The organism is Streptomyces sp. KL116D (assembly GCF_030766975.1).
Taxonomy (GTDB): domain Bacteria; phylum Actinomycetota; class Actinomycetes; order Streptomycetales; family Streptomycetaceae; genus Streptomyces; species Streptomyces longispororuber_A.
Map to the genome: position 1 here is coordinate 164,875 of NZ_JASERH010000095.1, position 16,737 is coordinate 181,611.

Here is a 16,737-nt window from a genome sequence, read left to right on the forward strand (position 1 = left end):
CGCCAAGCACGGACGGCTTCACCGGGCGTTCACCGCGAGGGTGCGCACTGTCGTCCCCGTCGGGCGGCCCAACGAACTACGCTCGGCGGCGCCTTGACGGCTTCCGTCCCGACTCCGAAAGGTTCCGCGACGTGTTCCACCGGCTCCACAGACCTCTCCGCAGACCCGCGGCGCTCGGCCTGGCGACCGCACTCGCCATGACCCTCGCGGCGCCCCTCGCCTCGGCCGCCGCGCCGCCCGCCCGGCCCACCGCCTCGGTCGACCCCCTCATCGGCTCGGCCAACGGCGGCAACACCTACCCGGGCGCCACCCGCCCGTACGGCATGATCGCCTGGTCCCCGACCAGCACCACCGGCGACCAGACCAGCACCGGCGCCGCGAACGGCTACGCGTACAACACCACCCGCATCCGCGGCCTGAGCCTCACCCACGTCAACGGCGCGGGCTGCAACCCGGGGGCCGCGGGCGACGTGCCGATCATGCCGTTCGTCGGCGACGTCACCTCGTCCCCTTCGGCCGACACCAAGGACGCGCTCTACGCGTCGGACTTCTCGCACGCGAACGAGCGCGCGGTGCCCGGCCGGTACACCCTCGGGCTCGACTCGGGCGCGACGGCGGACCTGTCCGTGAGCCGCCGCGCGGGCGTCGCCGACTTTACGTTCCCCGCCGACAAGGCCGCCTCGCTCCTCTTCCGCACCTCCAACTCCCTGAACGGGAGCGAGGACGCGCACGTCGACATCGACCGGGCGCACCGCAAGGTGACCGGCTGGGTGCTGACCGGTGCGTTCTGCGGGCGCCGCGCCAACGGCGGCGTGAACAACCGCAAGAGCTACTACAAGCTCCACTTCAGCGCCTCCTTCGACCGGGCCTTCTCGTCCTACGGCACCTGGCGGGACGCCACCGTCTCGCCCGGGTCGACCAGCGGGGGCGGCGGCGAGGGATACGCGACCGGCGCGGACCGCGCGGGGCGCGGTTCGGGCGGCTGGGTCGGTTTCGACACGGCGTCTGACAACGATGTCCACATGCGGCTCGGGATCTCGTACGTCTCGCTCGCGGGCGCCGAGGCGAACCTGCGGGAGGAGATCGCGCCGCGGGCGAGCGTCGACGACGTGGCGGCCGAGGCGCGGCGCGACTGGGACCACGAACTGGACGCGGTGCGGATATCGGGCGGCACCGAGGCCCGGCGGACCGCGTTCTACACGGCGCTGTACCACGCGCTGATGCAGCCCAACATCATCAGCGACACCGACGGCCGCTATCCGGGCATGGACGGCGCCCCGCACCGCGTCGTGCGCGGCCAGGGGGCGCAGTACAGCAACTTCTCCGGCTGGGACCAGTACCGGGCCCAGATCCAGTTGCTCGCCCTGCTCAAACCGAAGGTCGCGGGCGACTTCGCGCAGTCCCTCTACAACTTCGCCGGACAGAACGACGGCGTGTGGGACCGCTGGGTGCACGTCAACGGCGCCACGCACGTGATGACCGGCGACCCGTCGGCCGCCACCCTCGCCACGTTCTACGCGATGGGAGTGCGCAACTTCGACTACGAGGGCGCCTTCGCATCGCTGGCCCGGCAGGCGACCGTGCCGCGCGACGCCGGCCTGTCGGACCAGGGCTGCCCCGGCCAGTGCGAGGGCCAACGCCCCAATCTGGCGCAGTACTTGAGCTCCCACTACGCGGCACAGGACGTCTGCCACTGCTGGGGCGGCGCCGCGGAGACGCTGGAGGACTCGGTCGCGGACGCCGCGCTCGGCGCGTGGGCGAAGCTGCTCGGCCGGGACGAGGAGGCCGCGTCGTTCACCGAGCGGGGCACGTGGTGGCGCAACGTCTTCAACCCGGAGACCGGCTACGTCCAGGCGCGCGATCTCGACGGGTCGTGGGTGACGCCGTTCGACCCGGGCAGCGACCGCGGTTTCGCCCAGGGCACGAGCGCCACCTACACCTGGATGGTGCCGCAGGACGTGCAGGGGCTCGCCACGGCGATGGGCGGCCGCGAGACGGCGGCCGGCCGGCTCGACGGGTTCTTCCACAAGGCGGACGGCTCGTGGTCGGTGAAGGGCGGCGACGCCCTGCGCTACGACCCGACGAACGAGCCGGGCATCCACGCGCCGTGGCTCTACAACGCGCTCGGACAGCCCTGGAAGACGCAGGCCACGGTCCGCGAGATCGTCGACACCGTGTACGGGACCGGTCCTTCGGGGCTGCCCGGCAACGACGACCTCGGCACCATGTCCGCCTGGTACGTCTTCTCGGCGCTCGGCCTGTACCCGAAGGCGCCGGGCAGCGCCGATCTGCTGCTCGGCACCCCGCTGTTCCCGCACGCGGTGGTGGACCGGCCGGGGCGCACGGACATCGTGGTCGACGCCCCGGACGCCGGCACCACGCGTCCGTACGTCGCCGGGGTCCGGCTGAACGGCCGTGACCTCGACCGCTCGTGGACGGACGCGGGCCTCCTGCGGACCGGTGGCACGCTCGCGTACCGGCTGACGGACCGGCCGGACACCGCGTGGGCCACCGATCCCGCGGGCCTGCCGCGCTGACCCGCCGCCCGGGGAAGGTCAGTCCTCGCCGACGACCTTCCCCGGGTTGAACAGGTCCAGCGGGTCGAGGGTCCGCTTCACGGCCGTCTGCAACGCACAGACGGCGGGACCCAGTTCGCTGCGCATGCCGTCCCGCTTGAGCAGCCCGACACCGTGCTCACCGGTGACCGTGCCGCCCGCGGCGATCGCCGCCTGGAGCAGTTCCTCGAAGGCGGCCTGCGCGGCGACACGGGCCGCCTCGTCGCCGGGTTCGGTGATCAGCAGCGGATGCAGGTTGCCGTCGCCGGCGTGCGCGATGGTGGCGATCCGCACCCCGTGCCTGCGGCCGATCTTCTCGATCGTGGCGAGCATCTCGGGCACGGCGGAGCGCGGCACGCACAGGTCCTCGGTGAGGACCGGGCCGAGCCGCTCCAGGGCCGGATAGGCGAGCCGCCGCACGTCGAAGAGGGCCTCCGCCTCGACGGCGTCGGTGGACCGCTCGGCCCACAGCGCCCCCGCCTCCTCGAAGGCGGCGGCGACCGCGGCGGCCTCGGCCGCGCCCGCGTCGCCCGGGGCGTCGAGCCGGGCCAGCAGCATCGCCTCGGCGCCCGGCTCGATGCCGAGGTGCTTCCAGTCCTCGACGGCCTCCATGCAGGCCCGGTCGAGCAGTTCGAGGGCGGCGGGCGCCAGGCCCCGGCTCGTGACGAGGGCGACCGCGGCGCCGGCCGCGACGAGGCTGTCGAAGGCGCCGACCACCGTGCGGGGTTCCGCGGCGGGCGCCGGGCGCAGCCGCAGCGTGATCTCCGTGATGACGCCGAAGGTGCCCTCGGAGCCGACGAACAGGCTCGTGAGGTCGTAGCCGCTGACGCCCTTGGTGGTGCGCCGGCCCAGGCGGACCCGGCTGCCGTACGGGCCCGCGGGGCCGCCCATGACGACCTCCATGCCGAGGACGTAGTCGCGGGTGACGCCGTACTTGAGGCAGCACAGGCCGCCCGCGTTCGTCGCCACGTTGCCGCCGATCGTCGACCAGGGGGCGCTCGCCGGGTCCGGCGGGTACCACAGGCCGTGCTCGGCGACGGCGGCCTTCAGGTCGTTGTTGACGACGCCGGGCTGGACGACGGCCGTCAGGTTCTCCGTGTCGATCTCCAGGACGCGGTTCATCCGCGAGACGTCGAGAACGAGACAGCCGTCGACCGCGTTGGCCCCGCCGGACAGTCCGGTGCCCGCGCCGCGCGTGACGACCGGGATGCGCCGGTCGGCACAGGCGCGCACGACCTCCTGCACCTCGTCGGCGGACGTGGCGCGCACCGCCGCGAGCGCCCGGCCCGTCGGCGCCCACTCGGCGTCGTCGTGGCCGAGCGAGGCCAGTACGTCGGCATCGGTGACGAGGGTGCTGCCGGGCAGCGCGGCGGCCAGATCGCGCACCGTGCCTGCTGTGTCTGCCGTGTTGATGTCGTACCTCCAGAACTTGTCCGCATGACCGGCGAGTTCGCGGGTAATCGCCGGAACACCATGATGGAACAGAGCGTTGCGCCGGAGCACGGCGTGGGAGGGACGGTGGACTCCACCATGAGCGGGACGCACGTCACTGCGGTTACGACCCGGACCACGGATGCTGAGGTTTCTCCCCACGACATCCCGGATCCCAGTCGGGTGGCCCCGTTGGACGCGCGCGAACTCTCGCGCCACTTCTTCCGGCGGCTGGCCGAGTGCGAGGAGGGCACGGAGGAGTACCAGTACACACGCAACACGCTGATCGAGATGAACATGTCGCTCGTCCGCTTCGCGGCGGGACGCTACCGCCATCGCGCGGACGACATGGAGGACATCGTCCAGGTCGGCATGATCGGTCTGATCAAGGCGATCGACCGGTTCGAGATCTCGCGCGAGGTGGAGTTCACCTCCTTCGTGCTGCCGTACGTGACCGGTGAGATCAAGCGGTTCTTCCGGGACACCACGTGGGCCGTGCACGTGCCGCGCCGCCTCCAGGAGCTTCGGCTCGAACTGGCCAGGGCGCGCGAGGAGCTGTGCAGCCGGCTGGACCGGGAGCCGACGACCGCGGAGCTGGCGACGCTGATGGACCTGCCGGAGCCGGACGTGGTGGAGGCCCAGCTGGCGTCGAACGGCTACTCCTCCGCGTCCTTGGACGCGGCGCTCACCACCGACAACGGTCAGGACGGCGAGGCGGCCCTCGCCGACTTCCTCGGGGTCGAGGACGAGGCGATGGAACTGGTGGAGGACTTCCACACGCTCGCGCCGCTCGTGGCCAAGCTGCCCGAGCGGGACCGGCGGCTCCTGCACCTGCGGTTCGTGGAGGAGCTGACCCAGGCGGAGATAGGCGAGCGGCTCGGCTACTCCCAGATGCACGTGTCCCGGCTCATCAAGCAGCTCATCGCCCGGCTGAAGTCCGGGATGCTGGCCGAGGCGAACTCCGTCTGAGGGAGGACTCCGCCGGAGCGAGGTGGCCGGGTCGGGCGTCTGGGTGAGGAATTCGCCCAGGCGCCCACTCACGTCACGGACCGGCTCGCTCACGGGCTGCCCGGTCACGGGCTGGGCTCGGGCGCTCGTTCAGGTCAGTGTGAGGACGGCACGGATGCGCTTGCCGACCGGCACCCGCTCGACGGTGACGTCGGCGAGCGCGTCCACGATCTCCATCCCGTGCCCGCCGATCCGGGACGGGTCGCGGGGGTAGCGCAGCGGCACGGCGGCGCTGCTGTCGTAGACGGTGACGGTGATCTGGCCCGCCGTCCCCTCCAGCTCCAGCACGTACGGTCCCAGGCTGTGCCGGTCCGCGTTGGTGATCAGCTCGCTCACGACGAGGAGCGCCTCGCCCTCGGTGCGGCGGTCGACCGCGACGCACCACTCCTGCCGCAACTGCGTCAGGAACGCGGCGGCGAACATGCGGGCATCAGCTATGCACCCCGGCTCGCCGGAGTAATGGGTCACCCGCCGCAGCGGCTCGACTGGTGTGTCGAAGCCCGTTGGGATCACTGTCCCGTCCAGATACTCGGTCATTCGTGTCTCTCTCGCCCGGTCGGCCTTCATGGGAGAGGCCCCCGCAGCCATGCTGATACCCCGCGTCGGGCGGTGCAGTCCTGTCAGCTTTCGACGTACTGGCCGTCCGGCGCATCCGATCCCGTCCCGGCGGCGGAAGAGCTGGTGGCGCGGTGCGCCCGGCGTTCCGTGACCGCCCCATCGAGTCCCGTCGAGTCCGACCGAGTTCTGCCGAGTTCTGCCGAGTTCTGCCGAGGAGTGGCGCCGTGCGTGTCCGAGTCGTCCTGTTCACCTCCGATCTGCGCGTGCACGACCATCCGCCGCTGCGGGCCGCCCTCGACGCCGCCGACGCGGTCGTGCCGCTGTTCGTCCGGGACGCGGGGATCACGTCCACCGGCTTCCCGGCGCCGAACCGGGAGGCGTTCCTCGCGGACTGTCTGAGCGATCTGGACGCGGCGCTGCGGGAGCGCGGCGGGCGTCTCGTGGTGCGGTCGGGTGACGTGGCCGACGAGGTGGCCAAGGTGGTGGCCGAGTCGGGCGCGGACGCGGTGCACGTGGCGGGCGGGGTGAGCGCGTACGCCCAGCGCCGCGAGGACCGGCTGCGCGACGCGCTGTGCGACGGCGGCTGCGACCTGGTCGTGCACGACGCGGTGGTGACCTGTGTGCCGCCCGGTGCGCTCACCCCGGCGGGCCGGGACCACTACGCGGTGTTCACCCCGTACCACCGGCACTGGTCGGCCCAGCCGCTGCGCGACGTCGTCCGCGCGCCGCGCGCGATCACCGTCCCGGACGGCATCGGCTCGGAATCGCTGCCGAAGCGCCCGGCCGGCACTTCGCCGGGGCTGGCCCAGGGCGGCGAGCAGGCGGGCCGCGCCCGGCTCACGGCCTGGCTGCGGTCCGGGATCGCCGGGTACGAGGACGGGCACGACGACCTGGCCGGCGACGTCACCTCACGGCTCTCGCCGGATCTCCACTTCGGCACGATCGGCCCGGTCGAGGCGGTGCACCGGGCCGCGAAGGTCGGCGGGCCGGGCGCCGAGGCGTTCGTGCGGCAGCTCGCCTGGCGCGACTTCCACCACCAGGTGCTGGCCGCGCGGCCGGCCGCCGCGCACGACGACTACCGCACCCAGGGCGACCGCTGGCGCTCGGCGGCGGCCGCCCGCCAGGACGTCGAGGCGTGGCAGGAGGGCCGTACGGGAATCCCGGTGGTCGACGCGGCGATGCGGCAGCTGCGGCACGAGGGCTGGATGCACAACCGCGGCCGGCTGCTCGCGGCGAGTTTCCTCACCAAGACGCTGTACGTGGACTGGCGGGTGGGAGCGCGGCACTTCCTGGCACTCCTGGTGGACGGGGACGTGGCGAACAACCAGCTCAACTGGCAGTGGATGGCGGGCACCGGCACGGACAGCCGGCCCAACCGGGTCCTCAACCCCGTCACCCAGGGCAAGCGGTACGACCCCGACGGGGCGTACGTGCGCCGCTGGGTGCCGGAACTCGCCGACCTGTCGGGCGCCGCGGTGCACGAACCGTGGAAGCTGACCGGCCTCGACCGGGCCGCGTACGACTATCCGGACCCGGTCGTCGAGCTCGCGGACGGGCTCGCCCGGTTCCGGGCGGCACGGGGGCTGGACTGAGCGGGCCGGCCGGCCGACGGGCGGTCAGGGGCGGGCGGCGGCGAGCTCCGGGTAGAGCCGCCGGATCCGGGCGAGGGCGTCCGGCAGCGTCGCCGGGCGCAGCGTGCCCCCGGCGATGCGCCCCGCCCAGCCGGGCCCGCCGAGCATCACGGCCGGTTTGCCGCGGGCGCCGCGCACGCCCCAGCGGGTGTCGGCGAGGTGCCGGGCCAGCGGCAGGCTCGCGGTCGACCGGGCCTGCGCCCACAGCACGACGACGCGCGGCCCCGTCCTGCGCACGGCGGCGGCCACGGCCTCGACGGGCACGGCGGCCCCGAACATCCGCTGGGGCACGCCGAGTTCGGCGAGGCCCGCACCGAGGGCGTCCAGAGGGAGGCAGTGCTGCTCGGCGGGGACGCAGGCCAGGACGACCGGTGGCAGCGGCGCGGCCGGTTCGGCCGGGGTCGCCCGGTGCAGGGTCCGCGAGACGTGCCAGGACAGCAGGTGCTCGACCTCGACGTACCGGTCGCCGGCCTCCTCCCACTTGCGGCCCACCGCGTGCAGCACCGGCACCATCACGTCCTGCCAGGCGGCGACGAGCCCGTGCCGGTCCACGGCCTCCGTGAGCAGGGTCTGCACGGCCGGTGAGTCGAGGCGGGTGGCGGCGCGGGAGATCCCCCGGTGCTCCCGTTCGAGCGCGGCCGCCGTCGGGGGCGGGTCGGGCTCGGCCCGCGGCGCCGGCACGACGACCGGCGGGGCGCCCTCGAGGTGCTTGCGGGCGAGCTGGGCCGCCTCCGCCGGGGCGAGGCCCGCGGCGGTGAGCCGGCACATCTCCTCGACCACGGCGACGTCCTGCGCGGTCCACCGCCGGTGGTGGCCCTGGGAACGGTCGGCCGGTCCGAGACCGTAGCGACGATCCCACGTGCGCAAGGTCGTCGGTGACACTCCGATCCGCCGCGCGAGACCACCGGTGGTGATGCCCGTGCCCTGTTCCGTACCGACTGGGAGCTCGTCCATCGGCCCACGATACGACGCACAAACGATGCGAGTCGCGGTCCGGCACCGGGTGTTTCCAGGATGACCGCTCCGCACCGGGGACCTACCGGGTCCGCCCGGTTCCGATCGGTGCGTTCCTGCAGGCTGATCGGGTGTGACGGCCGAGTACGGGCAGGCGCAGAGGAGTTGACGAGTCAGCGATGAGCAGAGCGGTACGGTCGCGCGACATCGGTGCGCGCGAGGCGTCCGAAGCGGTCCTGGCCCAGGGCATGGCCCGTGGCGACGCGGCCTGCGTCGCGGAGGTCTACCGGCGGTGGGCCCCGCTGGTCAGGGTCCTGGCCCGGCGCGGGCTCGGCGACAGCGCGGAGGCGGAGGACGTCACGCAGCAGGTGTTCCTCGCCGCCTGGCGGGGCAGGGCCGGTTACCGGCCGGAGCTCGGCTCCACCGCGGCGTGGCTGTCGGGGATCACCCGGCGCCGCGTGGCGGACGCGCTGGCCGCGCGGACCCGCCGGGCGGCGCTCCTGGACCGGGCGGCGACCCGGCCCTTCGCCCCCTGCGAGGACGCCGACGCGGTGGTCGACCGGGTCCTGGTGTCCCAGGAGCTGGCCCGGTTGCCGGTGCCGCAGCGCACCGTCCTGCGGCTGGCGTTCTACGAGGACCTGACGCAGCCGCAGATCGCCGAGCGCACCGGTCTCCCGCTGGGCACCGTCAAGAGCCACGCGCGGCGCGGGATGCAGCGGCTGAACCACCGGCTGCGGGACCACTCCCCGCAGCGCTGAGACGCCGGGCGGAAGAATCTCCGCCCGGCTGCATCCGTGCGGCACCGCGCACCCGAAGGTTCGGGTGAGTCTCGCGCGAGCTCGGTGCCGCACGGACGGCAGGACGGCCCGGACCCTGCCGCCTGACGCCCACAGCGGAGTCGGCGCCGCTGGGGCGGAAGGCTGCGGGTGGCGCCGGGCACGGCGCCTCCCGCAGCGGCCGCGAGGGCGCAGGCGCCGCGGCCGGGCTAGGGTTCATGATCATGAGCGCCCGTTCCGTCCAGATCCGTACCGTCCCCGAGTCCGAGATCCAGCGCGCCCTGCGGCTCGCCCATCTCGTCTTCCACGAATCGCCCGAGAGCGATCAGCGCAGGCACCAGCAGGAGCTGCTGTCCCGCTGTCTGCGGATCGGCGCCTACGACGGGGACGAGCTGGTCGGCTTCGCGGCGGCCCTGCCCTTCTCGCTCTCGGTGCCGGGCGGCGGTGAACTCCCCTGCCCAGGACTGACGTTCGTGTCCGTGGCGCCCACGCACCGCAGACGCGGCGTGCTCTCCTCGCTGATCGGCGAGCTGTACGCGCGGTGCGCGGAGCAGGGTGCGCCGCTGGTCGCGCTCTGGGCGTCGGAGGCGTCGATCTACGGCCGGTTCGGCTTCGGCCCCGCGACGTACGGCACGACCGTGGAGATCGACTCGCGGCGCGCGCTGGCGCTGCGCGTGGCGCCCGACCCGCGCCCGCTGCGGCTGGTCGACCCCGGGGCCGCGCCCGCCGCCCTCGCCCCCTTCTTCGAGGCGACGCGCGCCCGCCGCGCGGGCCGGCAGGCGCGCACGGAGGCGTGGTGGCGCGAGGAGTGGCTGGTCGAGAAGGACGAGGAGGACGACGAGCTGTCGCCGCCCCGGGTGGTCGCCCTGGGCGATCCGGTCGCCGGGTACGCGATCTACCGGACGAAGCCGGGCGACGACGACGCGCACACGCCCGGTCTGGTGCGGGTCGACGATCTGGAGGCGGAGTCCGCGGAGGTGGCGGCCACCCTGTGGAGCTATCTCACGGCGATCGATCTGACGGGCCGGGTGCGGGCCTGGGGCCGCCCGCTGGACGATCCGCTGCTGCTGTTCGCGGCGGACCGGGACCAGGTGCGGGTGACGGCGTCGTTCCCGTCGCTGTGGGTGCGTCTCGTGGACGTCCGGGCGGCGTTCGCGGCCCGCACGTGGGCGGCGCCGGTGGACGTGGTGCTCGCGGTGCACGACGAGCGGCTCCCGGCGAACGCGGGCTCCTACCGGCTGATCGCGTCGCCGGACGGCTTCTCGTACGCGGCGACGGAGGACGCGCCCGACCTGTCCCTGGAGGCACGGGACCTGGCGTCGGCCTACATGGGGGCCACGCCGGTGCGTGCGCTGGTACGGGCCGGGCTCGCCGCCGAGCACACGCCGGGCGCGGCGTCGATGCTCGACGCCGCGCTGCACACGGAGCTACTGCCTCATACGGTCGACGCGTTCTGAACGCCCGTCGCCGCCACGGGAGTTCAGCAGCCCATCTGCCAGGTGTGGGAGTCGCCGCTGTCGTTGCCCCAGCCGTCGGACGGGATCTCCTGTCCGGGGGCGAGACAGACCGTGCCGAGCCCGATCAGGCCCGGGTTCTCGTAGACCTGGACGTGGTCCTTGATGCCGGGGCCGGTGATGCCGTGGTTGGCCCAGGAGGAGTCCTCGTCCTGGATGCCGTCCTCCCAGTCGTGGTCGTCGCCCGACCAGTTCCAGCGCATGCCGGAGTAGTTGGCGTCGGTCCAGGCGCAGAAGTCGCCGCTGGGGCACTGGGCGGCGTACGCGGTGGTGGTGACGGCGGCGCCGCCGAGGGCGAGGACGGCGGCGGCGAGCAGGGCGAAGGGGTGCTTCATGGTCGTGCTTCTCCTTGGTGGGTACGTCGGGTGACGTGGTGTCAGCGGTGGTCGGTGGTGGCCAGCACGCGCCGGGACGCGTCCAGGGCGTGGGCGCGCAGCCGGCGCCAGTCGGTGAGCTCGGTCCGGTGTCGCGCCCGCACGGAGGCGAGGCTGCTCTTGCGGTAGGCCGCTTCGGGCTTGAGGTTGTTGACGACGGTCGAGGCGCGGAACCAGCGCTTCTCGTCGCCGTAGAGGGTGCGCTGGGCCGCGGCCAGGCAGCCGTCGGTGTGGGCGCTGACGGGGACTCCGTTCGCGAGGGTCAGGGTCAGTTCGGCCGGCGGCCGGCCGAACAGAGCGGCGGCGATCCGCTGTTCCTGCGCCGGGCTCGCCGCGGGCCGGCCCGGCCGGGGCGGGGTGAGGCCCTGGCGGGTGAGACAGCGGTCGGTGAGCCTTTGCTGGGCGGCCCTGATGGTGTCGTCGGGCGAGAGGGCCGGTCGCGCGGGCTGTCGTGCGCAGCCGGCGAGCAGGAGCAGGCCGGCGACGAGGACGAGGGCCCACGGTCGTGGTCGACGGTGCACGGCCGGGTCAGCCCGGCTCGCAGCCCAGGGTGTTGTCGGCGACGCCGTCGAGTTTCTGCGCCCACTCCCAGTTGTCGGAGTAGTCGCCGGGCCTGATCTCCCGGTAGAGGCAGTTGGAGACGGTGTAGCTGATGGCGTACACGCTCTGTCCGGCGCGGGACTCGAAGGAGTAGGCGTGACGCTGTGTGCCGTTCTCCGCCTCGGCGTACCCGGGCGGCGCGTAGCACCAGGCCTGGCCGTGCATGCCGGGTTCGGTCCAGAAGCAGACCTGGCCGGGACCGGACGCGGCCTGGGCCGTGGTGGCGCCGGGCGCCAGCGCCGCCGCGGCGGCGGCGAGGGTGAGGAGGGTGGCGGACAATCGCTTCATTCAGATGGCCCCGAGGTCGTGGTGATCACTGTGCGTGACCACACTCCCCTAGCGTTTGCGCAGGTAAGCGCCGCGCGGCCAGCGGTTCACCCGTGTCGGTTACTACTCATGACTGTCATACGGAGACCGGGGCCGCGGCGTGGTGCGGCAGCGCGCTGGACGGTGCGGGCCATGCGCAGGGCGTCCACGGACTCGGCGAGGAGTTCGTACTCGGTGGTGTCGTCGCGGGTGGCGATGCGGACCAGTCGGCCGCCCGCGAGCTCCTCGGCGACGAGTTCCTGCCGGGCGGCGTCGGCGCACCAGGCGCGCAGCAGGGTGGGGACGTCGGGGGTGTCGTCGGAGACGGGCATGAGGGCGCCCTCGGGTAAGTGGGGCAGTTCGGGGCGCGGGTCGAGCCGTTCGGCGATCCAGGTGGCGCGGTCGCGCAGCCACCACAGGGCGAGCGGCAGGGTCGGAGCGCGATAACTGCCGAGCGGGACCCCTACGCGCTGTCCGCCGCAGATTCCGTACGCGGTGACATGGCACAGGAATTCGTCGTGCACGATCTCCCCCATTGCCTGGCGCCTTTGAAGATCACCCGGCCGACAATTGACCGGTGATCCACCACAACGGCTGGGACGATCAAGGGAATTGCTCTCAGACGCGTTGGCATCGAACAATGTTCAACCGTCCCACACGATGAGTATCGGCACTTCGTACACAGTGTCACCATGCTTTTCACGCCAGTCTCCTGGCATATTCGGCGGCTCCGTTGGCCGAAATCCACTGCGTCGACGAAACTGCACCTCATGCGCTCACACGAGGTTCTCATCGAGGGATACAACCGTATTCAGGAAGAGGTGCACGCCGTCGTCGACGGGCTTTCCGTAGAAGATCTCCACGCGCGGCCCGACGACACGGCGAATTCCATCGCCTGGCTGATCTGGCACCTCACCCGGGTCCAGGACGACCACGTCGCCGACGCCGCCGGACTGGAGCAGGTGTGGCTCGCGGGAGGCTGGGCAGGCCGGTTCGACCTGCCCCTCTCGGAGACGGACACCGGGTACGGCCACACGCCCAAGCAGGTCGGCCAGGTGCGGGTGGCCTCGGGCGAGCTGCTGACCGGGTACTACGACGCCGTGCACGAGCAGACCCTCGGGTACCTCGGCGGCCTCGGGGACACCGGTCTCGACCGCGTCGTCGACGAGGGCTGGGACCCGCCGGTCACGCTCGGCGTCCGGCTGGTGAGCGTCCTGTCGGACGACCTCCAGCACGTGGGGCAGGCGGCGTACGCGCGCGGGCTGCTCTGAGCGTCAGGACAGCCGCTCCGCCAGGCGGACCGTGACGCGGTCGCCCGCTTCCTTCCCGATCGCCCGCCGCACGTCGGCCTTCACGGGCAGCTTGTGCCGGCCGTCGCCCAGGGCCATGAAGGAGCTGCGGAAGGGCTGCCCGTCGACGGTGCCGCCGACCTTCACCAGTCCGCGGGTGCCGAAGAACGCGGCCGCCTCCGGCCACACCACGTAGGTCCATCCGCCCGGGTTCGGGCTCTTCTCCAGGACGGCGCTGAACTCCACGTTCAGCGCCGTTCCCGCGTTCTCGTCCGTTGTCATCGCGACCTCCTCGTCCCTATGACCCTGCGGGACCCCGGAACTCATCGCACCTCGTGCCTCCAGAGGTCTTGACAACTCGATTGGTCTGGACCAGCTTTGGCGCACAGCAAAGCGCACCGGTGGCCACCGTCGTACGCATCCGCCCCTCACCTCTCCCCCGGAGGCACCTCGTGGACCGTGCACGTCATGGCAGATCCGGCAGATCCCGCGGACCCGTCCCCCGGCGGTGGCTCGGCGGCGCGCTCGCCGTCGTCTCGGCCGCCGCGCTGAGCGTCACCGCGCTGGCCGCTCCCGCGCAGGCCGCGGACGTCAACGTCGCGAAGAACGCCGGCTTCGAGGCCGACCTGAGCAACTGGACCTGCACCGCGGGCAGCGGCTCGGTCGTCTCCTCCCCCGTGCACGGCGGTGCCAAGGCGCTCAAGGGCACGCCCGCGGGCCAGGACAACGCCAAGTGCACCCAGACCGTCGCGGTCAAGCCCAACTCGACGTACACCCTCAGCAGTTGGGTGCAGGGCGGCTACGCCTACCTCGGCGCGAGCGGCACCGGCACCACCGACGTCTCCACGTGGTCGCCGGGCAGCTCCTCCTGGCAGCAGCTCACCACCAGCTTCACCACCGGCGCGAACACCACGTCGGTCACGGTCTACACGCACGGCTGGTACGGCCAGAGCGCCTACTACGTGGACGACGTGAACGTCTACGGCCCCGACGGGGGCGGCGGCAGCGACCCGGTGCAGATACCGGCCGTGCCGACCGGGCTCGCCGCGGGCACGGCCACGTCGTCGTCCGTGGACCTGTCGTGGAGCCCGGTCTCCGGCGCGACGGGCTACAACGTCTACCGGGACGGCGCGAAGGTGGCCTCGGCCACGGGCGCGTCGGCGACGGTCTCCGGGCTCGCCGCCGACACCTCGTACAGCTTCCAGGTCAGCGCCACCAACGCGGCCGGCGAGTCCGCGAAGTCGACGGCGGTGTCCGCGCGGACGGCCGTGTCCGGCGGGGGCGGCGGTGGCGGCACCGTGCCCAAGCACGCCCTGACCGGCTACTGGCAGAACTTCAACAACGGCGCCACCGTGCAGAAGCTGCGGGACGTCCCGGCGCAGTACGACATCATCGCGGTGTCGTTCGCCGACGCGACGACCACGCCCGGCCAGATCACCTTCAACCTGGACCCGGCCGTCGGCTACGCCTCCGCCGCCGACTTCAAGGCGGACATCGCCGCGAAGCACACGGCGGGCAAGTCGGTGATCCTCTCGGTCGGCGGTGAGAAGGGCAGCATCTCCGTCAACAGCGACGCGTCCGCGACGGCGTTCGCGAACAGCGCGTACGCGCTGATGCAGGAGTACGGCTTCGACGGCGTCGACATCGACCTGGAGAACGGCCTCAACTCCACCTACATGACGAAGGCCCTGCGCGCACTGTCGGCGAAGGCCGGCTCGAAGCTGGTCCTCACCATGGCGCCGCAGACCATCGACATGCAGTCCACGTCCGGCGAGTACTTCAAGACCGCGCTGAACGTGAAGGACATCCTCACCGTTGTCAACATGCAGTACTACAACAGCGGTTCGATGCTGGGCTGCGACGGCAAGGTCTACAGTCAGGGCTCCGTCGACTTCCTCACGGCGCTCGCCTGCATCCAGCTGGAGGGCGGCCTCGACCCGTCGCAGGTCGGCATCGGCGTCCCCGCGTCGACCCGTGGCGCGGGCAGCGGCTACGTGGACCCGTCGGTCGTGAACAACGCGCTCGACTGCCTGGCCCGCGGCACCGGCTGCGGTTCGTTCAAGCCCGCGAAGACCTACCCGGGCCTGCGGGGCGCGATGACCTGGTCGACGAACTGGGACGCGACGGCGGGCAACGCCTGGTCGAACGCGGTCGGTCCGAAGGTGCACGCGCTGCCGTAGCGGGTGCGGACGGTCCCTGACGGAGCCGGTGGCGGCAGCCACCGGCTCCGTCGCGTCAGCCGCCCATGAGGCGCGTCGTGTCAGCCGCCCATGAGGCGCGTCGTGTCAGCCGCCCATGAAGAGCACGGTGCCGTCGGGTCCCGTCGCCTCGACCCGGGCTCCGTGCTCGACGGTGCGGCTCACCGTGCAGTACTTCTCGTGGGTCAGCCGGATGCCGCGCTCCAGCGCCTCCGCGGCGTCGGTGTCGCCCTCAGGCAGGGCGATCTCGTAGGAGACGCGGACGACGCCGACCCGCCCGTCGTCCTCGGGCCGCGACCGGGACTCCACGACGATCCGCAGGTCGTCGTGCGGGACGGTGCGCGCGGTGCGGTCGACGACGAGTCCGCCGCAGCCGCCGAGCGCGGCGAGGAGGAGCTCCACGGGGGTGAACGAGGGCTGGGCCGCCGGGGAGTCGGCGGGGGCGATGCGGACCTCGGCGCCCCGGTCGTTGCGCGCGGTCCAGTCGCGGTCGCCGTTGCGGACGGTTTCGATGCGGTAGTCGGCCATGGCGGAACGGTAACCAGCGGCGGGCACGGCGGCGCGCAGGCGGGCGCCGGGCGTGGTCAGGGAGCCTGGATGTCGCCCCGGGTGGAGGAGGCGACGGTGTCGCCGTGCGCGAAGTCGCCCGGCGGGATGCCGGGGTGGTGGCCGGGCAGCGGGGCGACGGCGGTCGCGGCGGGGCCCAGGGTCAGCCTGGAGACGATGCGGTAGCGGTCGCCGCGGTACAGCGAGTGCACGTACTCGACGGGCCGGCCCTCGGTGTCCGAGGTGAGCCGCTCGAAGAGGAGGGCCGGGGACAGCTCGGGGACGTCGAGCAGATCGGCCTCGGCGCGGGTCACGACGGTCGGCTCGATCGCCTGGACGGCTTCGCGGACGTGAACGTCGTGGTGGGCGCGCAGATGCTCGTACAGGTCACCGCTCTCCAGCTCCTGGGCGCTGAGGCCAGGCACGAGGTCGGCGCGGATGTGCAGGTGCTCGATCGCCATCGGCGCCCCGTCGACGAGCCGCAGCCGGGCCACGTAGACGATCTTCGCCGCGGGGGAGAGTCGCAGCTTGCGGCCGACGCGGGCGCCGGCCTGGACGGTGGTGAACTCCAGCAGCCGGCTCGACCAGGCGCCGGCGGCCTGCGGCACCGCCAGACCCTGCTCGTCGGGGACCAGTTCCTGGGTGATCTTCTCCGGGGCGACGAACGTGCCGCGCCCGTGTTCGCGGACGAGAAGGCCCGCGACAACGAGTTCGTCGACGGCCGCGCGCAGCGTGGGGCGCGAGACGCCGAGGCGGGCGCAGAGCGTGCGCTCGGAGGGGATCGGGTCGCCGGGGCGCTGCGACTCGATGAGTTCCAGGATGTGGTCGCGCACCCGCTCCCGCTTGAGCACCGCCCCCGGCGCCTCCCTGCCCGCGTCCGCGTTCACTCCCGCCCCCTCGTGCCGTACGACCAGTCGCCTGACCAGTTGACCACGGCGCTGCGGAGATCGACAACTGACCAGCGGCAGGGGCCATCAACTGCCGTGAGTTCCGCAGG

General features: G+C 72.9%; 17 protein-coding genes. 7 read left to right on the forward strand and 10 right to left on the reverse strand.

Going from position 1 to position 16,737, the window contains the following annotated elements; all coding sequences use genetic code 11:
• Positions 1 to 197: 197 nt before the first annotated feature.
• On the forward strand, positions 198 to 2,537 hold the full coding sequence (locus tag RBJ77_RS38320; protein ID WP_372349279.1) for a GH92 family glycosyl hydrolase: 2,340 nt from the start codon (positions 198 to 200) through the stop codon (positions 2,535 to 2,537).
• A gap of 18 nt (positions 2,538 to 2,555) precedes the next feature.
• Here the strand turns inward: RBJ77_RS38320 and RBJ77_RS38325 are convergent, their stop codons facing one another.
• Complete coding sequence (locus RBJ77_RS38325) at positions 2,556 to 3,941, reverse strand: FAD-binding oxidoreductase (RefSeq protein WP_372349280.1); 1,386 nt, start codon at positions 3,939 to 3,941, stop codon at positions 2,556 to 2,558.
• A 144-nt stretch (positions 3,942 to 4,085) separates the two neighbouring features.
• Between RBJ77_RS38325 and RBJ77_RS38330 the strand changes: the two genes are divergently transcribed.
• Entirely contained in the window at positions 4,086 to 4,955 is an 870-nt protein-coding gene (locus RBJ77_RS38330) for a SigB/SigF/SigG family RNA polymerase sigma factor (protein WP_372349170.1), read from the forward strand.
• Positions 4,956 to 5,084: 129 nt separating this feature from the next.
• Here RBJ77_RS38330 and RBJ77_RS38335 read toward each other — a convergent pair whose 3' ends face one another.
• Positions 5,085 to 5,531: an ATP-binding protein gene (locus RBJ77_RS38335; RefSeq protein ID WP_372349171.1), complete on the reverse strand. Its 447-nt coding sequence runs from the start codon at positions 5,529 to 5,531 to the stop codon at positions 5,085 to 5,087.
• Positions 5,532 to 5,776: 245 nt separating this feature from the next.
• On the opposite strand from RBJ77_RS38335, the gene RBJ77_RS38340 reads away from it, so the two are divergent.
• Entirely contained in the window at positions 5,777 to 7,144 is a 1,368-nt protein-coding gene (locus tag RBJ77_RS38340) for a deoxyribodipyrimidine photo-lyase (protein WP_372349172.1), read from the forward strand.
• Positions 7,145 to 7,168: 24 nt separating this feature from the next.
• Here RBJ77_RS38340 and RBJ77_RS38345 read toward each other — a convergent pair whose 3' ends face one another.
• Positions 7,169 to 8,137: a MerR family transcriptional regulator gene (locus RBJ77_RS38345; protein ID WP_372349173.1), complete on the reverse strand. Its 969-nt coding sequence runs from the start codon at positions 8,135 to 8,137 to the stop codon at positions 7,169 to 7,171.
• Positions 8,138 to 8,316: 179 nt separating this feature from the next.
• Here RBJ77_RS38345 and RBJ77_RS38350 point away from each other — a divergent pair, with 179 nt between their 5' ends.
• Complete coding sequence (locus tag RBJ77_RS38350) at positions 8,317 to 8,895, forward strand: sigma-70 family RNA polymerase sigma factor (RefSeq protein ID WP_372349174.1); 579 nt, start codon at positions 8,317 to 8,319, stop codon at positions 8,893 to 8,895.
• Between the two features lie 242 nt (positions 8,896 to 9,137).
• Positions 9,138 to 10,370, forward strand: a complete 1,233-nt coding sequence (locus RBJ77_RS38355) for a GNAT family N-acetyltransferase (protein ID WP_372349175.1) — start codon at positions 9,138 to 9,140, stop codon at positions 10,368 to 10,370.
• Positions 10,371 to 10,393: 23 nt separating this feature from the next.
• Here RBJ77_RS38355 and RBJ77_RS38360 read toward each other — a convergent pair whose 3' ends face one another.
• The 4 genes from RBJ77_RS38360 to RBJ77_RS38375 all read right to left on the reverse strand — a co-directional run bounded on the left by RBJ77_RS38360 (position 10,394) and on the right by RBJ77_RS38375 (position 12,231).
• Positions 10,394 to 10,762, reverse strand: coding sequence for a peptidase inhibitor family I36 protein (locus tag RBJ77_RS38360; protein WP_372349176.1), 369 nt, complete (start codon positions 10,760 to 10,762; stop codon positions 10,394 to 10,396).
• Between the two features lie 41 nt (positions 10,763 to 10,803).
• Complete coding sequence (locus RBJ77_RS38365) at positions 10,804 to 11,322, reverse strand: hypothetical protein (protein ID WP_372349177.1); 519 nt, start codon at positions 11,320 to 11,322, stop codon at positions 10,804 to 10,806.
• Positions 11,323 to 11,329: 7 nt separating this feature from the next.
• Positions 11,330 to 11,689 carry a hypothetical protein gene (locus tag RBJ77_RS38370; protein WP_372349178.1) on the reverse strand — a complete coding sequence of 120 codons (360 nt, stop codon included), beginning with the start codon at positions 11,687 to 11,689 and terminating at the stop codon, positions 11,330 to 11,332.
• Between the two features lie 86 nt (positions 11,690 to 11,775).
• Entirely contained in the window at positions 11,776 to 12,231 is a 456-nt protein-coding gene (locus tag RBJ77_RS38375) for a hypothetical protein (protein WP_372349281.1), read from the reverse strand.
• Positions 12,232 to 12,477: 246 nt separating this feature from the next.
• Here RBJ77_RS38375 and RBJ77_RS38380 point away from each other — a divergent pair, with 246 nt between their 5' ends.
• Positions 12,478 to 12,978, forward strand: coding sequence for a DinB family protein (locus tag RBJ77_RS38380; RefSeq protein ID WP_372349179.1), 501 nt, complete (start codon positions 12,478 to 12,480; stop codon positions 12,976 to 12,978).
• A gap of 3 nt (positions 12,979 to 12,981) precedes the next feature.
• Here the strand turns inward: RBJ77_RS38380 and RBJ77_RS38385 are convergent, their stop codons facing one another.
• Entirely contained in the window at positions 12,982 to 13,278 is a 297-nt protein-coding gene (locus RBJ77_RS38385; protein WP_372349180.1) for a DUF1905 domain-containing protein, read from the reverse strand.
• A gap of 170 nt (positions 13,279 to 13,448) precedes the next feature.
• Between RBJ77_RS38385 and RBJ77_RS38390 the strand changes: the two genes are divergently transcribed.
• A complete protein-coding gene (locus RBJ77_RS38390; protein ID WP_372349181.1) occupies positions 13,449 to 15,176 on the forward strand; it encodes a chitinase in 1,728 nt (575 codons plus the stop codon).
• Between the two features lie 105 nt (positions 15,177 to 15,281).
• Here the strand turns inward: RBJ77_RS38390 and RBJ77_RS38395 are convergent, their stop codons facing one another.
• Both RBJ77_RS38395 and RBJ77_RS38400 read right to left on the reverse strand, forming a co-directional pair.
• Complete coding sequence (locus tag RBJ77_RS38395; RefSeq protein ID WP_372349182.1) at positions 15,282 to 15,722, reverse strand: OsmC family protein; 441 nt, start codon at positions 15,720 to 15,722, stop codon at positions 15,282 to 15,284.
• Between the two features lie 56 nt (positions 15,723 to 15,778).
• Positions 15,779 to 16,627, reverse strand: a complete 849-nt coding sequence (locus tag RBJ77_RS38400) for a GntR family transcriptional regulator (protein ID WP_372349183.1) — start codon at positions 16,625 to 16,627, stop codon at positions 15,779 to 15,781.
• Between the last annotated feature and the right edge of the window lie 110 nt (positions 16,628 to 16,737).

What these genes read in the sequence shown, in the direction of transcription:
- RBJ77_RS38320 (WP_372349279.1), top strand. Translation starts at nt 198, where the DNA reads ATGACCCTCGCGGCGCCCCTCGCCTCGGCCGCCGCGCCGCCCGCCCGG.
- RBJ77_RS38330 (WP_372349170.1), top strand. Translation starts at nt 4,086, where the DNA reads ATGAGCGGGACGCACGTCACTGCGGTTACGACCCGGACCACGGATGCT.
- RBJ77_RS38335 (WP_372349171.1), bottom strand. Translation starts at nt 5,531, where the DNA reads ATGACCGAGTATCTGGACGGGACAGTGATCCCAACGGGCTTCGACACA.
- RBJ77_RS38345 (WP_372349173.1), bottom strand. Translation starts at nt 8,137, where the DNA reads ATGGACGAGCTCCCAGTCGGTACGGAACAGGGCACGGGCATCACCACC.
- RBJ77_RS38350 (WP_372349174.1), top strand. Translation starts at nt 8,317, where the DNA reads ATGAGCAGAGCGGTACGGTCGCGCGACATCGGTGCGCGCGAGGCGTCC.
- RBJ77_RS38355 (WP_372349175.1), top strand. Translation starts at nt 9,138, where the DNA reads ATGAGCGCCCGTTCCGTCCAGATCCGTACCGTCCCCGAGTCCGAGATC.
- RBJ77_RS38360 (WP_372349176.1), bottom strand. Translation starts at nt 10,762, where the DNA reads ATGAAGCACCCCTTCGCCCTGCTCGCCGCCGCCGTCCTCGCCCTCGGC.
- RBJ77_RS38370 (WP_372349178.1), bottom strand. Translation starts at nt 11,689, where the DNA reads ATGAAGCGATTGTCCGCCACCCTCCTCACCCTCGCCGCCGCCGCGGCG.
- RBJ77_RS38380 (WP_372349179.1), top strand. Translation starts at nt 12,478, where the DNA reads ATGCGCTCACACGAGGTTCTCATCGAGGGATACAACCGTATTCAGGAA.
- RBJ77_RS38385 (WP_372349180.1), bottom strand. Translation starts at nt 13,278, where the DNA reads ATGACAACGGACGAGAACGCGGGAACGGCGCTGAACGTGGAGTTCAGC.
- RBJ77_RS38395 (WP_372349182.1), bottom strand. Translation starts at nt 15,722, where the DNA reads ATGGCCGACTACCGCATCGAAACCGTCCGCAACGGCGACCGCGACTGG.